We start from the raw sequence: 15753 nt of genomic DNA on the forward strand, positions 1-15753 counted from the left end.
GACAGTCTTCACCGAATCGAAGCCTGACGCACCGATTAACGTCACGCTGATCGGGTTACCCTCGAGTGATGGCATTCGATTGGCTCGAACTCGTGCTCACCGCCCACCGCGAATTCGGTTCACGACTCGCCGCAGTCGAGGACTGGAACGCACCCACGCCTGACTCCGACTGGCACGTCGAACACCTCGTCCGCCACGTCATCGAGGAGCAGCAGTGGGTACCGCCGCTCCTGGCCGGACTGACGGTCGGCGAGGCGACACCGGACATCGTTCCCGTCGGGGACGACCTGTGGACCGAATGGCAGAAGTATTCCGATGCCGCCATCAAGGCGTGGAAATCGACGGACCTCAGCGCCCACGTTCACCTCTCGTACGGCACGGTGAAGGTGGAACCGTATCTGCGCCAGCAGACTTCGGACGTCACGATCCACACCTGGGACCTCGCGCGAGCGGTCGGAGCCGACGAGCGGCTCGACCCTGACCTCGTCGAGGCCGTCTGGTCCGACCTCGACGGGCAGCGCGACATGCTCGCCGAGAGCGGACTCTTCTCCGCTCCCGTCGACCTCCCTGACGATGCGTCGTTGCAGGACAAGCTGATTGCCCTGACCGGTCGCGATCCTCGCTAGACGTTCAGCGACACACCCGTCGTGCGAGCGACGCCGTCCCAACCACCGGCAGGTGCACCGAGGCCGAGCAGTGCCGCAACCGTCGGCGCGACGTCGATCGTGCGAGCCTGCGTGTCGATCTTCCGTCCACCGTCGAGAGCGGGATGCCCACCGCTGAGAAAGAACGGAATGGGCAGCGTCACGAAATGGCCGTGGTTGCCGGGAATCGGATTGGACAGCGGAGTCGGATCACTGAACCGCCAGCCCTGAGCGCAAAACGCAACGACGTCACCGGCATTGGTGCCGAGATCGAATTCGGCCGGGAGGTGGCTGGATTCGACGCCCTCGACGCCCTCCACGATCTGTTGAATCCGGCGGACGGCCTCGGCCCGTTCGCCGTCCGGCCCGACGAAGTAGATCAGATCTGCGCCGCCGTTCTGGGCTATCCGAATCTTGCCTGCCAGCAACGGATCCGCGTTCAGTGGTCGATCCAAGCCGATGAGCCGCGCGGGTTCCGACCAGTCCATCGAGTGGTCGGCCAACACGATCAGAATGCTCCGATTCCAACGACCGGTGTCATGAAGGAAGTCGACGAAGCGGCGAACCTGGCTGTCGGTGTTCTGAAGTGCGGCTGTACGTGCGATACGAATGGACGGACCGGACAGATCCAGGTGCCCGACCCGATCGACGTCACCGAGGTTGGTGAACGACAGTCGCGGGGAGTTCCCCCCGACGATCCGGATCAGCGCGTCGATCGTGAAGTTGTCCGGCGCGTGCTCGGTGCCGGGGACGAGTGGCTGCGGATCCCACACCAACGAAGCGCGGTTACCGAACAGCCCGTGCAGGTAGTGCTTCGACAGCACACTTGCAGTGGTCAATCCGAGTTCGGTGCGCACCCGATCCAGAACCGTCGACGTCTGCAGGTCGGAAGGCCGATCGAGGTCACGCTTCTTGTCGATGGACGGATCGTAGACGGAGTTGGCGGGTACGCCCGAACGCGCCGGCAGCACTCCCGTCATCATCGCGGTGTGGTTCGGCAGCGTCTCCGCGATCGGGATGGCGCTGGCGTCCGGGTAGTGAATACCGCCGACCGCAAGCCCGGTCAGCGTCGGGGTGAGCTCCGATCGCAATTCGTCCGGACGCATGCCGTCGACGACGATGACATGCACGTCCAGGTCTGGGATTCCGGCGCTGGTGGGAACACTCGCACGAGCCGGCGTTCCGAGCAAAGCCGTTCCGGCGACAACACTTCCACCGATCAGAACGCTACGACGCGAAACTTCGATACTCACTGGTCGACTCCTGGTCGGTACGAGGCCTGATCGAGGGCGGCCGAGGTGGGTGAGACTCTACTGCCCGCGCCTGCCGGTAGACGGTAGCTCACGGCGTAGTGCGCATTGCTCTGCGGATTGGTGAGATCGTCGACGTAGTACCAGTCCATCTGAGTACCTTCGCGGGCGATTTCGAATACGCCGTAGCCGTGCGAATCCAGTTCGACGTACCGCACATGTCGGTTCACGGCCTTGAATGCCTCCTCTGCCGCAACGGTTACCGTGCGCGGCGGCACTTTCAGCATGTCGTCGATGTTGGGCGAGGTCACCGACGGGACGACGAACTCGGCGCCGACGGTCGGCCCACCCGGATAGTCGGCGGCGTTGGTCGGTAGGTCGCAAGCCCACGACGTGTGGATGTCACCGGTGATGAAAACGGTGTTGTCCACACCGTTCGAGGTGATCGCGTCGAAAAGCCTGGTGCGGTCGGCGGTGTACCCGTCCCACTGATCCGTGTTGTACGGGACACCGGCCTGCGGCACTCCCACCAGTTCGGTCAACGCCGCGGTGGTCGCCGGCTCCAGCGGCGGGAACACGCACGGCGTGATCATGACCGGATTGCCGACGATTTTCCACTGCGTCGGGGAGGTGACGATTCCGTTGGTCAACCAATCCATCTGTGCGCGTCCGGTAATGGAGCGCGACGGATCGTCGACCTGCTTCATGGTCGGTTGCTCGTCGCGGTAGGTACGCAGATCGAGCATCGAGATCTCGGCCAGATTCCCGAAACGGAACCGTCGATACAGCTGAACGCTCGAACCACTACCCGACGGCCGGACGGGCATCCACTCGAAATATGCCTTGGCCGAGTTCGCCTTTCGATCTGCCCAATCGCCTTCGACGCCGGGCGTGTGGTTTTCGGCGCCGTCCCGGTACGCATTGTCGGCCGATTCGTGGTCGTCCCATGTGGCGATGAACGGCAACTTCAGGTGAAGGGCTGCCAGATCCGGATCGGTCTTGTACTGCGCGTGCCGAATTCGATAGTCGGCCAGCGAGATGATCTCGTGGGCCGGCTCGTGAAGGCGAACGGATCCGTTTCTCGCGCCGTACTCCCCCTGCCCGTACTCGTAGATGTAGTCACCGAGATGGATGATCGCATCGAGGTCTTCGCGGAACGCGAGGTGACGATAGGCACCGAAATACCCCGCCTCCCAGTTGGAGCAGGACACGACGCCGAAGCGAAGCCGATCGAGATCCGCAGAGTTCGACGGAGCCGTACGGGTGCGGCCCACCGGAGAAACGGCCGAACCCGCAATGAATCGGTACCAGTACGTCGTCGACGGATCGAGTCCGGTGACGTCGACCTTCGCGGTGTGATCGGAATCTGCCGAAGCAGCAACACTTCCGGACGCCACGACGCTCGCGAACCCCTCATCGGTCGCGACCTGCCAGTTGAGCGTCACCGCCGGCCCGACGCCGGAACCGGGCGTCGCCTCTGCCGTCGGGGTGATGCGGGTCCAGATGATCACCGCATCCGGCAACGGGTCACCGGATGCCACGCCGTGCGCGAAGCCCGGGCTGCCACCCGGAACCTCGGCACCGGCGCGGCTCGCCGAAGCGACACCGAGGCCTACTGCGCCGGCGAGTGCCGCCGATCCCTGCAGCAGGCCACGTCTGGATATTCGATCGAAGGCATTCGTGTGCACGCTAGGAGTGAACCCGCACCTGAACAGCCGTTCAAGAGAGCTTCGGGATGTTCACCCAGGCTTCGCCTGCGCTTCTCTGCAAGTTTGATCGAGCCGATCCGGATTACAACCGGTAGTCGAGGGCCGAGCCCCGAACCACACCGACCTTGACTCCGATGTATCCGCCGAGTGCACCCCCGGTCGCAATCAGGATCCAGAACACCGACGGAATCAGAGTCTCGGACCCGTCGACCTGGGTGAACGCGGCGTAGCCGACGATCAACGCACCGAACAGCACGGGCAGAATCAGCAGTGCGGCAAAGAACGTCAACCACACCGATACGAATCGACCCTTCCACCGGGCGATCTCGTGCAGGACCGTCAGAACAACCAGGAAGACACCACCACCGGTCAAGACCGCCGACAGAACTGCAAACCCGAAAGCTGACATCAGCTCCGACTCCACTTGAATCCCCCCGTATTCGAAGCACCTGCGCACCCAGCCCCAACTGCGATGCAATGAGTCTATTCAAGACGGCCGGCGTTTCGTGGCAACTCGAGTCGCTCGTCTGCCGGAAACACACCCCGCCGACGCCTATGCTTGGAAAATGACCGAACCCGACATCAAGCCCAGAAGTCGTGACGTCACCGACGGACTCGAAAAGACCGCAGCGCGCGGCATGTTGCGTGCAGTAGGAATGGGTGACGACGACTGGGTCAAGTCGCAGATCGGCGTCGCCTCGTCCTGGAACGAGATCACCCCGTGCAACCTGTCCCTCGATCGCCTGGCCAAGGCTGTCAAGGAGGGCGTCCGAGAGGCCGGCGGGTTCCCCCTCGAATTCGGCACTATCTCCGTTTCCGACGGCATTTCGATGGGTCACGAGGGCATGCACTTCTCCCTCGTCTCCCGTGAAGTGATCGCGGACAGCGTCGAGACCGTCATGCAGGCCGAGCGCCTCGACGGATCGGTTCTTCTCGCCGGCTGTGACAAATCCTTGCCCGGCATGATGATGGCGGCGGCCCGCCTCGACCTCGCCAGTGTGTTCCTCTACGCCGGGTCGACTCTCCCCGGCGTCGCCAAGCTGTCCGACGGCAGCGAGCGGGAAGTCACCGTCATCGACGCGTTCGAGGCCGTGGGCGCCTGCTCGCGTGGGCTGATGAGCCGCGCCGACGTAGACACCATCGAACGGGCGATCTGCCCGGGCGAAGGCGCGTGCGGCGGTATGTACACCGCGAACACGATGGCCAGCGCCGCCGAGGCCATGGGAATGTCGCTGCCCGGCAGCGCTTCACCGCCCGCACCGGATCGTCGCCGCGACGGATTCGCGCGCGAGAGCGGCAAAGCCGTGGTCGAACTGCTGCGCCGCGGAATCACCGCGAGGGACATCCTCACCAAGGAAGCGTTCGAGAACGCCATCGCAGTAGTCATGGCATTCGGTGGTTCCACCAATGCGGTGCTCCATCTCCTCGCGATCGCGCACGAGGCGTACGTCCCGTTGACGCTCGACGATTTCGCCCGCGTCGGCGCGAAGGTCCCGCACCTCGCCGACGTCAAGCCTTTCGGAAAGCACGTCATGACGGACGTCGACCGTATCGGCGGCGTCCCCGTCATCATGAAGGCATTGCTCGACGCGGGACTCATGCACGGAGATTGTCTGACCGTCACCGGCAAGACTGTTGCGGAGAATCTGGCGCACATCACCCCGCCCGATCCGGACGGCAAGGTCTTGCGGGCGATGAACAAGCCCATCCACCCGACCGGAGGCATCACGATCTTGAAGGGGTCGCTCGCTCCCGGCGGCGCGGTGGTCAAGTCGGCAGGATTCGAGTCGGATGTATTCGTCGGCACTGCACGAGTTTTCGAACGCGAGCGCGCAGCGATGGATGCTCTCGAGGACGGAACCATCACCGGCGGTGACGTTGTCGTCATCCGCTACGAGGGCCCGAAGGGTGGTCCTGGAATGCGCGAGATGCTGGCCATCACGGGCGCGATCAAGGGTGCGGGTCTCGGCAAGGACGTCCTGCTGCTGACGGACGGACGATTCTCGGGCGGCACCACCGGCCTGTGTGTCGGACACGTTGCGCCCGAGGCCGTCGACGGCGGTCCCATCGCGTTCGTTCGCGACGGCGACCAGATCCGGCTCGACGTGGGTACCGGACAACTCGAATTGTTGGTCGACGATTCCGAACTGGAAGCTCGCAAGGAGGGCTGGGAGCCGTTGCCGCCTCGCTACACACGTGGCGTGTTGGCCAAGTACTCCAAGCTCGTGGGATCAGCATCGGGTGGAGCGGTGTGCGGCTGATCCCAGCTCGCTGCTAGATGGGCCGGTACCCGGCGCCGACGCCTCCGTGGGCATTGATCGTGTCCACGATGGAGGTCATGTTGGTGCCGAGTTCCGGCCCCAGGCACGGCACCCAGAGATAAGCGTTGACCATCGCGACCAGCGTCGTCCCGACCGTGACCGGGGCTCCCGAATCACCGTGGTCGACGCAGATCTGAGTCCAGGTGGATGCGTCGGCGCTCAGGTCTCCCCAGACGACGCCGCAGGTGGTGCCCGTCGTACGGCCTTCCTTGCAGGCTGTGGCCGGGAAACTGGCCGGTGCGCCGATCGAGGTGATGGTCGCCGCGCCCACTGTGCGCACTGGTGTGACCTTGCCCGGATCGAACTGGATGACCCCGTAGTCCAGGTCCGGGTTCGACTCGACGAAGGTGCCGACCACGCCGGCGTCCTCGTTGCTTTCCGGGATCACGAACGACCCAGGACCGCCGCAGTGACCTGCGGTGATACCCACGAGTCTGCCGCCGTTGTCGTGACCGATGGTGGTCAACGTACACACCAACTGGTTGTCGATGATGATGCCCGAGCCACCACCCATGGGCGTGGGTGCAGCAACCGCATTGCTGCTGACGATGAAGCCGAGTCCGAGTGCCAAGACCAACGCTGCCAGAGCCGAAACAATTCGCTGCAACATCACAATCTCTCCGCCGGTAATCTCCCCGCTGCAAAAAACGCATACCCCGGAAAGTGCGGACTTACGCAGCGGTTCTAGTCGGTGGCTCCGAGCGCCTCGAGCATCTTGCGCGCCTCTTCGAGCTGGCGGCTCAACTCGTCGACTCGAGCCGCAGCCATGTCTCGCGCAGCGACGATGATGGACTCGACGGCTTCGATGGCGGTGGGCTCACCCAACTCGCGGACAGCTCGCTCGACTGCATCGGGTGCGACCGGAACTGCTTTGCCCGGACGCTTCGCGCCCTGTGTGACCGTCACGCTCCAGTCGTTGTCCGCGCCCGCATGGATCGTGACGCTGATGCCGGCCGGCAGTTTCTTCGCACGCTTGACGGCCGGACGAGGTGTCGCGGCAGGGGCAGCAGTGGTAGTCGGTACCGGAGCGGGTGCAGGCTGCGCACGCGGCTTCGGTCGAACAGGCTCTACGAGTGGCTCCATCAGGGGTTCGGACTCCACAACTGGTTTGGGCCGTGGCGCCGGTTTGGCCGGTGCCGCGGAGACGCGGTTGATGCGCAATTCCTCTGCCTCGAAAGGCAATTCGTCGTTGACGCCCTTGGGGCGAATCAGCACTGTGTTGCCGTCCACCGACACGACTTTCGCCGAGGTACCGGCCTCGATCCCCAGGCTGGGAGTCGCTTCGCGCAGATAGACGGTGGCGCGCTTGCCTTCGGCGACAGCCGTGGCGAGCGCTGCCAGATTTTCCGCAGTGAGGTGATCCGGCGTTGATGCGGCGGCGCCGGAACGTCTACGGGGTGGCATGCGCAGGTCCTTTCAGAAGTACGTGGTGCATTTCAGTATCGACAGTGCATTTCAGTATCGACAGTGCATTTCTCGGGGCAACTCTTGCACAAGCCACCGACGTGTTGACTCTCACCGCCCGCCTGACCCCGAGGATCCGTAGACGGTTCGGCCAATTCAGTACTGTTCTCGGGGCACCGCGTGGAAGATGGTGGACAGAAATTCGTTGCGGCAAGAAGGAGCACGGTGAGCAGTTCGGAGTCAGAGTGGATCGACGAGGTCACCGAACCCGCCCCTGCTGAATCTCACGCTGCCGAACATCACACTGCTGATCCGGTCGACGTCGATGCTCATCTGCTCAGCCGGATTCAAGCCGACATCGAAGAGTCTCTCCTCGGCGGGCCCCGTTGTTTCACTCAGTCACAGATCGCGGAATTCGCCGGTGTGACACGCGAGCGTGCCGATCGTTTGTGGGTCGCGATGGGCTTTGCCGTCGACGAGGATCCCGACGCCGTCATGTTCACCCAGCAAGACGCCGACGCCCTCAAGACGATTATCGACATGGTCAATCGAGGAGTCATCTCGCAGAGCAGTGAGGTCGCTGCCGCCCGCTCACTCGGGCAGTCGATGTCGAGGTTGGCCGAGTGGCAGGTCTCGCTGATCAGCACACACATCATCGACCAGCTCGCCGACTCGGCAGATCACGAGCCCGAAACGATCCGGAAGATCGTTCTGCGCCTCGGCGCCGAGATCATTCCCGCTGTCGAATCTCTGCAGACGTACGTCTGGAAGCGCCACGTCGCGTCCTCGACGGGCCGCAACGTCGGAAACCCGGGCGAAGAAGTAGCGAGTCGTGTTCTGGTAGTGGGTTTCGCCGACATCGTCGGGTACACCTCACTGACCCGCGGCCTCGACTCCGCCGAACTCAACGATCTGCTCGAGCGGTTCGAGTCCGCGTCCACCGAAATCATCGGTCGCAACTACGGATGGGTGGTCAAGACCGTCGGTGACGAGGTCATGTTCGCCGCCGAGAGCCCCCACTACGCCGCCGAGATCGCCTTGCAGATCCAGCAGGCGGTCCTCGCCGATCACGACGATCCACAGCTTCGGGTGGGTCTGGCCATGGGGCCGACGTTGGTTCGCTTCGGAGATCTCTACGGTTCGGTGGTCAACAAGGCCGCGCGCCTCACCAGCTCCGCTCGCCCCGGCACTGTGCTGATCGACTCCGAGTTGGCCACCCAGCTCGGCTCGGACGCCAATTTCAAACTGCGACACCTCCGTCCGCGACGAGTACGCGGAATCGACAGGCTCGAACAGTACGTCCTTCGACGCAATCTGGAGCCGTGAGCGTCAGCTCGACACTCCGCGTGCAGCCAGAAAGTCGTCCACGATCTGCTCACACGCAGCCTCCCCGAGAGGCGTCAGCGTGGCCAGCTTGGTGAGCACCAAAGGTCCCACCAACTGAGCAAGTGCGACGTCGTAGTCGTACTCCCCCAACGCGTCGATCGCGTCCGGCGAGCGCAGGATCCGATCGAACGCGTGACGGTACTGCTCGAAAACCGTCTGCCGCAGCGATCGCAATTCGGGCTTGTCCGTGGACAGGGCATCGACGCTCGAGTAACCCTTCAGCTCCGGTCCCAAGCCGAGCCAGCACATCGCCGTCACCTGGATCGGTGCGCTTTCGATGGCCTTGGCCTGACTGGTCAACAACTCGAGCAATTGCGCGCGGAGATCGCCTTCACCGGACATCTCCGGCACCGGCGGTAGTAGACGTGCAAATGCCGCGGCGAGTAACTCCGTGCCGCTGTCGAAATGCCGATACAACGTCGCACGCGCGACGTTGGCCAACTTGGTGACGGCATCGATCGTCACGGCGTCGACGCCGCCTTCTGCCAGCAGCGTGGTCGCTGCGTCGAGCAACCTCGACCTGGAGCGCTGTTTGCGCGGGTCCTCGTCGTTTCCCTGCTGATCGATTCCCTGCTTGTCGATTCCCACCGTCACAACTTCAGTTATACCCACTTGGGGGTTGTGGAACTGCTGTTCTTGTAACGATACTGATGGTCTTGTTTCTATCGGGAGGTTTCGTGAGTAGCGATACGACGCTCGAACAGTCGACGTGGACCATCCGACAGATCTGGATGCTGACGGTCGCATGCTGCGCTGTCGCGCTGGTCGTCGCAGCAATGGCCGCACTCAACACGGCCCTTCCCGACCTGGCCCGCGATACCGGAGCAACACAGAGCCAGCTCACGTGGATCGTGGACGGGTACACGCTCACACTGGCTTGCCTCTTGTTGCCGGCGGGCGCACTCGGCGATCGCTACGGTCGACGCGAACTGCTCATGTTCGGACTACTAGTTTTTGCTGCCGGCTCGTCGATTCCGGTCTTCGCGGACGAGCCGTCGTGGATCATCGTCTCCCGCGTGATCTCCGGCGTCGGCGCCGCGTTTGTCATGCCGGCGACGTTGTCTCTGCTCACTGCAGGTTTCCCGCCGGCGCAGCGTGCCCGCGCCGTCGGAGTCTGGTCCGGCGTCGCAGGGTCCGGTGCAATCGCCGGACTCGTCGTCTCCGGACTGCTCCTCGAAAAGTGGTCCTGGCATTCGATTTTCGTCGGCCTGGCCGTCGTCTCCGTCCTGATCCTCGTGGTGTCGTTCACGATCGTGACATCGAAAGACGCGGAGGCAGCTCCCCTCGATCTGCCTGGCACCGCACTGATCGCCGGCTCGATCGGACTGTTCGTCCTGGGCATGATCGAGGCACCCGCCCGCGGTTGGCTCGATCCGGTGGTTCTCGCGTTGCTGATCGGCGGAATTGCCATGACGGCAGTCTTCAGCTGGGTCGAATTACGCACTCGCCATCCACTTCTGGACGTCAGACTGTTTGCCAATCGCGCATTCGGCAGCGGCGCGGCGTCACTGACCCTGCAATTTCTGGCGACCTTCGGCCTGTTCTTCCTGATCGTGCAGTATCTCCAACTGGTGCTCGACTACTCCCCCCTGCAATCGGCACTCGCCCTCATGCCTATCGCCGTGCCGGTGATGGCCCTGTCCGTGGTTGCGCCCCTACTGATTCCGCGTATCGGCCTTCGCGCTCTCACCGCCACCGGGGTTGCCTTCCTCGGAACCGGAATTGCGCTCTTGACGCGCTTGGACCCCAGTTCGACCTATGCCGAAGTCTGTGTCCCCTTGGTAGTAGCCGCTATTGGATTGGGCTTGTCGACAACCCCCGCCACTGCTGCCATCGTCTCCAACGCACCGGATTCCAAACAGGGTGTTGCATCAGCAGTCAACGACGCAACCCGTGAGATCGGCTCTGCCATCGGTGTTGCACTGGCGGGAAGTATCCTCGCCGCCGGCTACGGCAATCACGTCCAGCCCGCGGTGGACTTGCTGCCCGAACCCGCCAAGGAACCGGTATCCGGTTCTCTGGCCGCTGCTCTCCATGTCGCCGAAGCAGCCGGGCCGCAGGGAGCCCAGTTGGCCGAATTCGCCCGTGAATCCTTCATCAAAGGCATGGATCAAGGAGCACTCACGCTCGCCGCGATCATGTGGGTATCCGCGATCGTTCTGGGATTCTGGGCTCCGGGTCGTCAGCGAGACTGACCGCCTCGTCGGTATGCCGGGGCCTTGGTCGTCTGCTCCGATTGCAGAGTCTGGAGTAGGGGCATCGACCGGAGCGGCACCACAACCGAGAGAACCATGACGCTGGTCGACCGGGTGGCTATCCCCGACCGATTCAGTTCGAGCAGCGTCGCTTGCAAATCCTCGTGCGACGCAGCGGCAATCCTGCACAGCACGTCGCCGGAACCGGTAGTGGCAAAGGCTTCGAGCACACCGGGGATTGCCTCGAGTTCCGCTGTGACGGTGTCGAGCGCCCCTTGGGCGATCTGCAAAGTCACGAATGCTTGCACTCCGAAACCCGCTGCAGCCAAATTGACGTGCGGCGCGTATCCGGCGATGACGCCCGCGTCTTCCATCCTTTTCAATCTCGCCTGCACCGTCGCCCGGGCAACCTTGACCTGACGCGAAAGCTCCAACGCACCGGCTCTCGGGTGCTTGTTCATCGCGTCCAACAGAGCCAGATCCACTGCGTCGAGATTCACGTCTGCTCCACTCGCCATTCAACTATGCAAACTGCCTACAAAACCATGCCGTTGTCTTCGGATTCCGGCGCTGTGTCTACTTTCAACTACCTCCGTTGACTACCCAACCTTGGAAGGACTTATCTGTTTGTACTGGCAGTGCCGAACATAACTCGAGCACCGCGCTGTGTACATCGCACTCAGAGGGGACTCATCATGACCGTCGAACAGACTCTCACCGACGACGAACAGTTGGCCGGCCTGGATCTGGAGCAATTGCGCCAGTTGGTCGGCTTGGTCGAGTACGACAGCGATCACGATCCCTTCCCCGTGAGCGGGTGGGACGGACTCGAATGGATCGTCGGAAACGCCACGCAGACTTCGCATTTCTTCCAGTCTGCGTTCGGCATGGAATTGATGGCCTATTCAGGTCCGTCGACCGGAAACCGCGACCACCACGCGTTTGTACTCAAGAGCGGGGCGGTCCGGTTTGTCGTCAAGGGTGCTGTGGATCCGGCTAGTCCGCTGATCGAACATCACAGCCGTCACGGTGACGGCATTCGCGACATCGCGCTCAGCGTCCCCGACGTGGACAAGTGCATCGGGCACGCCATCACCCAAGGTGCGACGGTGTTGAGTGAACCGCACGACATCACCGACGAGCACGGCACCGTCCGCCTGGCCACCATCGCGACGTACGGCGAGACTCGGCACACCCTCGTCGACCGTTCCCGCTACACCGGCCCTTACCTCCCGGGCTATGTCGAACGGACGTCGTCGTACCGCAAGCGTGACGGCGCACCGAAACGAATCTTCCAGGCCCTCGACCACGTCGTCGGAAACGTCGAACTGGGGAAGATGGACCAGTGGGTCGACTTCTACAACCGGGTCATGGGATTCACCAACATGGCCGAGTTCGTGGGCGGCGACATAGCCACCGACTACTCCGCGCTGATGAGCAAGGTCGTCTCGAGCGGCAATCACCGAGTCAAGTTCCCACTCAACGAACCTGCCATCGCGAAGAAGCGGTCACAGATCGACGAATACCTCGAGTTCTACCAAGGCCCGGGCGCTCAGCATCTTGCACTTGCGACCAACGACATCCTCGCAGCGGTGGACGCTCTGGTCGACGAAGGAATCGAGTTTCTCTCCACTCCTGCTTCGTATTACGAGGATCCCGAACTCCGAGCGCGCATCGGCGAGGTTCGAGTCCCGATCGAGGAATTGCAGAAGCGAGGCATCTTGGTCGACCGCGACGAAGACGGCTATCTTCTACAGATCTTCACCAAGCCGATCGGTGATCGTCCCACCGTGTTCTTCGAGATCATCGAGCGCCACGGATCGCTGGGATTCGGACTGGGAAACTTCAAGGCCCTGTTCGAAGCGATCGAGCGTGAGCAGGCTGCGCGGGGCAACTTCTGAGGTAGGTCAGCTGTTTTCGGTCCACGCCCAGACCACCGCGGGTCGCCCGGTGGCGTTGACCCGGACTCGTTCGTCGGTTCGTTCCAGTCCTGGCAACGATTTGAGTGTGCGGTTCAAGTTGCCCGGGTCCGGACGCACACCGGAAAGCTCCTCCGCCACGGCCAAGGCGTACGACGCCGGAAACGACGGTCCCAGCAGCGCTCGTGTGAATGCCTGATCTCGCCACAAGAGGGTGTCCGCAAGGATGGGGCGAGTATCGGCGACTATCCGATTGTGGTCGAACGCAAGGTCCCCCGGGTTGTCCCAGCTCACCCATTCGGCTGAACCCGGCACCTCGTCAGACGAGATCACTGCCCACATGGTCACCGAGAGCGTCGGACCACGAGGGTCGCGATTGGGCTCGTCGAACACGGTCAGTTGTCCACCGGCCAGGATCTTCTCTTCGGGAATTCCGAGTTTGGTGGTCACCGCTCGCCTGGCGGCATCCTGCAATCTCTCACCGGCACCGAGAAGTACACCGGGCAGCGCCAACTGCCCGGTGTACGGCTCTGCTTGCCGCGGCGTGACGGCAAATCGCAGTTGCCCCGGCTCCGGGTTACCGAACCGCAGAGCGATGACGTCGATCGAGACGAGAGACTGGTCCACACCATCCATCATGCAGGCACAGGGCTCCACTCACGACGATCGGCCCGGTCAGGGCCGTCGGCAGTCAGAACCACCGGAACTCCCATTTCCTGACCCAGGTAACCGGCGAAGCCCTCCCTGTCAGTCGGAATACCCTTCGGCACAACCGCTACCGCCTGCAAGGCATCTGTCAGTGCCTGTTGGTGATCGAGATCCTTCCACTGTCCGACCGGGAGGGATCGCCACCCCTCGTATTCCTGCACCCCGTGGATCGGGATGCCTGCCGTCAGGCCACGATCCATCGCATCGAGGTGCGTCAGCGCCAATCCGTCGACGCCACCGCTGACCTCGATTGCGTAGCGCAACAACAACTCGTCGAGGTGCCCGATCCGAAACTCACCTTGATACTCGCCGGTGCCGTTGTGCTCCTCGGGCAAGACCTTCGCCAGCGCTGGATCCTCGGTCGGGAAGGGCCCAGCTCCGTGCCGTGTCATGTAGGTGCGGGTGACACCGAGTACGTAACTGTCCCGGCCCAACTGGTCGATCATTGCTCGCGCATTCGACGGCTCGACCGTCGACCATGTGGTGTGTGGGTGAAAGCCCCGCCACTCGTCGAGAAGGACACCTTGTGCCCCCTCGAACACCAATCGGCCATCAGCACCGATCGCACCCAAAGCATCCGGACCGGTGATGTCCACGACCGCAGCGAATTCCGTATACATGTCGACCATGTCGTCGATCGGCGGAAAACCGTGGCGACTCTCCGCGATCATCGGATCGTGGAATGTGGCCAACGCCGACAACTTACGACGCAAGGAGTCCGGCCGAAGGCAGTCCCCCACCGTAGGCGCATTCGCAACTTCGAGCGCATACGCCGCAGTCTCACCGATCCCCTTTCCACACGAGCCGTGTCGGTTACCGCCGCGAGCATCCTCGCGGGCCCTGTTGGCGGCCACGTGAATCGGTGTCGTCAACAATGCGCGCGCGTCGATCCGTATCAGATCGAACGGGTTTCGAACTCCGAGCGCTTCCAGAGCACGCGCCTCCCGGGCGAGCGCGATGGGCTCGACCAACACGAATCTCGAGAGAAACGTCGGGACGCCGGACAGCGTGCCCGAACCGAACTGCGAAAACGTGTGGTGCCGCTCGCCGACCGTTACGTTGTGCGCTGCCTGTGCCCCACCGTTGAAGCGGACCACTGCGGCCACATCCAGGTCGGCTTGATCGGAGCACAGCCAATCGACGGTTGCTCCCTTCCCTGCATCTCCGAACCCGAGGTCTACGACGACGATGTCGCGGTCTTCGAACGGCTCCATCATGTTCTCCTCTCAAGCGAAATCGACATCGTCAGTGCTCGTTCCGAGATCGCGGGGCAACCCGGCCACCGTCGCGGTGCTGCGCCCTGGAATCAGGGCGAGAGCCTTGCCGACAGTCTCGGCTTCAGCTCTTGAACCGATGTCGCGGAGATCCGCCAGTCCGTCACGCAGGTCGATGCGGTCCTCGCCGATTCCGACCGTCAGCGCGATCAGTTCGCACACCGCGGCGGGATCGTCGAGTTTGACGAAGCGTTCACCGAGCAACGTCTTCCAGTGATCCGCGATTTCCGGATCGTTGAAGTACGACGACTGATCCGGCAGAACGAAGTAGACGTTCCATCTTTCTTCGAGTTCACGGTAGATCGACGGCACCGACACGTCCTGACGTACCTTGTCCCCGATCACCGAACGGATGTGACGAGCCGAGAGCCGCGGCTTGTTCAGCTCGTCGCCGATGATGAAGAGGTAGCCTTTCCTTCCGCGCTTCTCCCAGGCATCCGTACTGGTGTGACGTGCCATGAAATATGCGGCCAATTCATAGCTTTCCGACTTCTGACCACCACCGTTGCCCTCGAGGAAGATCGTCCGAAGCTGCTCGTCCATCGCGTTACCCGACTCGAACTGGCCGACTTGTAGTGGCACCTGATCGGAATCGGCGTCGCCGATACCACCGAACAGAATCTGCGGATCATCCGCATATCCCTTGCGTTGCAGCAGCCCGTGCAGCTTTCCGAGCTTGTCCTGCATGATTCGAGGAACAGCGCCCATCGAGCCGGTGACATCGAAAAGCACTGCTATCGGGAGAGAATCGGGGTGCCCGTCCGAGTCTCGGCATTCACGCTTGTCGACGCCGAAGGGGTCGAGGGTCGGGTCCGCTTTCCAACTGCTTCGCGGACGCGACCGAAGCGAATCGGTGTAACCGAAGTCGTCGACACCGCGTGCGGCACGAAAAGTCTTGCCCGCCAAATAGGTGTTGTCGTCCCAGTATCCGTAGCCCATGACA

Annotated in this window: 15 protein-coding genes; 5 read left to right on the forward strand and 10 right to left on the reverse strand. The window is 62.8% G+C overall.

The window, feature by feature from the left end:
- Positions 1–68: 68 nt before the first annotated feature.
- The gene (locus ABWI03_RS01465; RefSeq protein WP_020970773.1) at positions 69–626 is read left to right on the forward strand and encodes a TIGR03086 family metal-binding protein; all 558 of its coding nucleotides are present in this window, start codon (positions 69–71) and stop codon (positions 624–626) included.
- Here ABWI03_RS01465 and ABWI03_RS01470 read toward each other — a convergent pair.
- The 3 genes from ABWI03_RS01470 to ABWI03_RS01480 form a co-directional block, all read right to left on the reverse strand.
- Positions 623–1897, reverse strand: a complete 1275-nt coding sequence (locus ABWI03_RS01470) for an alkaline phosphatase family protein (protein WP_298777169.1) — start codon at positions 1895–1897, stop codon at positions 623–625. The two genes, ABWI03_RS01465 and ABWI03_RS01470, sit on opposite strands and share 4 nt — an antisense overlap.
- Positions 1894–3582, reverse strand: coding sequence for an alkaline phosphatase D family protein (locus ABWI03_RS01475; protein WP_296551885.1), 1689 nt, complete (start codon positions 3580–3582; stop codon positions 1894–1896). The genes ABWI03_RS01470 and ABWI03_RS01475 overlap by 4 nt, the downstream gene beginning before the upstream one ends.
- A gap of 103 nt (positions 3583–3685) precedes the next feature.
- Positions 3686–4012 carry a hypothetical protein gene (locus ABWI03_RS01480; RefSeq protein ID WP_206028794.1) on the reverse strand — a complete coding sequence of 109 codons (327 nt, stop codon included), beginning with the start codon at positions 4010–4012 and terminating at the stop codon, positions 3686–3688.
- 157 nt (positions 4013–4169) lie between these two features.
- On the opposite strand from ABWI03_RS01480, the gene ilvD reads away from it, so the two are divergent.
- The gene (ilvD, locus tag ABWI03_RS01485; protein ID WP_095968507.1) at positions 4170–5864 is read left to right on the forward strand and encodes a dihydroxy-acid dehydratase; all 1695 of its coding nucleotides are present in this window, start codon (positions 4170–4172) and stop codon (positions 5862–5864) included.
- 13 nt (positions 5865–5877) lie between these two features.
- Here the strand turns inward: ilvD and ABWI03_RS01490 are convergent, their stop codons facing one another.
- Together ABWI03_RS01490 and ABWI03_RS01495 are read right to left on the reverse strand one after the other, a co-directional pair.
- A complete protein-coding gene (locus ABWI03_RS01490) occupies positions 5878–6534 on the reverse strand; it encodes a S1 family peptidase (protein WP_007732621.1) in 657 nt (218 codons plus the stop codon).
- Positions 6535–6608: 74 nt separating this feature from the next.
- Complete coding sequence (locus tag ABWI03_RS01495; protein ID WP_095968506.1) at positions 6609–7328, reverse strand: DUF6319 family protein; 720 nt, start codon at positions 7326–7328, stop codon at positions 6609–6611.
- Positions 7329–7553: 225 nt separating this feature from the next.
- Between ABWI03_RS01495 and ABWI03_RS01500 the strand changes: the two genes are divergently transcribed.
- Positions 7554–8654 carry an adenylate/guanylate cyclase domain-containing protein gene (locus tag ABWI03_RS01500; protein ID WP_366054792.1) on the forward strand — a complete coding sequence of 367 codons (1101 nt, stop codon included), beginning with the start codon at positions 7554–7556 and terminating at the stop codon, positions 8652–8654.
- Between the two features lie 3 nt (positions 8655–8657).
- Here the strand turns inward: ABWI03_RS01500 and ABWI03_RS01505 are convergent, their stop codons facing one another.
- Positions 8658–9308 carry a TetR/AcrR family transcriptional regulator gene (locus tag ABWI03_RS01505; protein ID WP_095968504.1) on the reverse strand — a complete coding sequence of 217 codons (651 nt, stop codon included), beginning with the start codon at positions 9306–9308 and terminating at the stop codon, positions 8658–8660.
- Positions 9309–9364: 56 nt separating this feature from the next.
- Here ABWI03_RS01505 and ABWI03_RS01510 point away from each other — a divergent pair, with 56 nt between their 5' ends.
- Positions 9365–10909, forward strand: a complete 1545-nt coding sequence (locus ABWI03_RS01510; protein ID WP_298777168.1) for an MFS transporter — start codon at positions 9365–9367, stop codon at positions 10907–10909.
- Here the strand turns inward: ABWI03_RS01510 and ABWI03_RS01515 are convergent.
- Positions 10897–11409, reverse strand: a complete 513-nt coding sequence (locus ABWI03_RS01515; RefSeq protein ID WP_051649709.1) for an Lrp/AsnC family transcriptional regulator — start codon at positions 11407–11409, stop codon at positions 10897–10899. The two genes, ABWI03_RS01510 and ABWI03_RS01515, sit on opposite strands and share 13 nt — an antisense overlap.
- 195 nt (positions 11410–11604) lie before the next feature.
- Between ABWI03_RS01515 and hppD the strand changes: the two genes are divergently transcribed.
- A complete protein-coding gene (gene hppD, locus ABWI03_RS01520; RefSeq protein WP_095968502.1) occupies positions 11605–12810 on the forward strand; it encodes a 4-hydroxyphenylpyruvate dioxygenase in 1206 nt (401 codons plus the stop codon).
- Positions 12811–12816: 6 nt separating this feature from the next.
- On the opposite strand, the gene ABWI03_RS01525 is transcribed toward hppD, so the two are convergent.
- The 3 genes from ABWI03_RS01525 to ABWI03_RS01535 are packed head-to-tail and all read right to left on the reverse strand — an operon-like array spanning position 12817 to position 15749.
- Positions 12817–13467, reverse strand: coding sequence for an NUDIX hydrolase (locus tag ABWI03_RS01525; protein WP_095968501.1), 651 nt, complete (start codon positions 13465–13467; stop codon positions 12817–12819).
- Positions 13464–14753: an adenylosuccinate synthetase gene (locus ABWI03_RS01530; protein ID WP_366054642.1), complete on the reverse strand. Its 1290-nt coding sequence runs from the start codon at positions 14751–14753 to the stop codon at positions 13464–13466. Before ABWI03_RS01530 ends, ABWI03_RS01525 begins: the two co-directional genes overlap by 4 nt.
- A 9-nt stretch (positions 14754–14762) precedes the next feature.
- Positions 14763–15749, reverse strand: coding sequence for a hypothetical protein (locus tag ABWI03_RS01535; RefSeq protein ID WP_124569654.1), 987 nt, complete (start codon positions 15747–15749; stop codon positions 14763–14765).
- Positions 15750–15753: the final 4 nt, after the last annotated feature.

The sequence above is a fragment of the Rhodococcus baikonurensis genome, assembly GCF_040489275.1.
Lineage (GTDB): Bacteria > Actinomycetota > Actinomycetes > Mycobacteriales > Mycobacteriaceae > Rhodococcus_F > Rhodococcus_F baikonurensis.